Origin of the sequence: Staphylococcus ureilyticus (assembly GCF_002902235.1) — a bacterium.
GTDB lineage: Bacteria > Bacillota > Bacilli > Staphylococcales > Staphylococcaceae > Staphylococcus > Staphylococcus ureilyticus.
The window spans coordinates 1-272 of the sequence record NZ_PPRL01000076.1 but is presented as its reverse complement, the minus strand read 5'-3'; the positions used below and the strand labels follow the sequence as shown (position 1 = coordinate 272).

General features: G+C 34.2%; 1 pseudogene. It reads right to left on the bottom strand.

From position 1 onward, the window contains the following. Window positions 1-272, bottom strand: a pseudogene (locus tag CD150_RS07885) (IS6-like element IS257 family transposase); the annotation flags it as partial.

Sequence of the window (272 nt, the reverse complement as noted above, 5' to 3'; positions counted from 1 at the left end):
CCGTAGATCTGAAGAGACCTGCGGTTCTTTTTATATAGAGCGTAAATACATTCAATACCTTTTAAAGTATTCTTTGCTGTATTGATACTTTGATACCTCGTCTTTCTTACTTTAATATGACGGTGATCTTGCTCAATGAGGTTATTCAGATATTTCGATGTACAATGACAGTCGGGTTTAAGTTTAAAAGCTTTAATTACTTTAGCCATTGCTACCTTCGTTGAAGGTGCCTGATCTGTAATTACCTTTTGAGGTTTACCAAATTGTTTAAT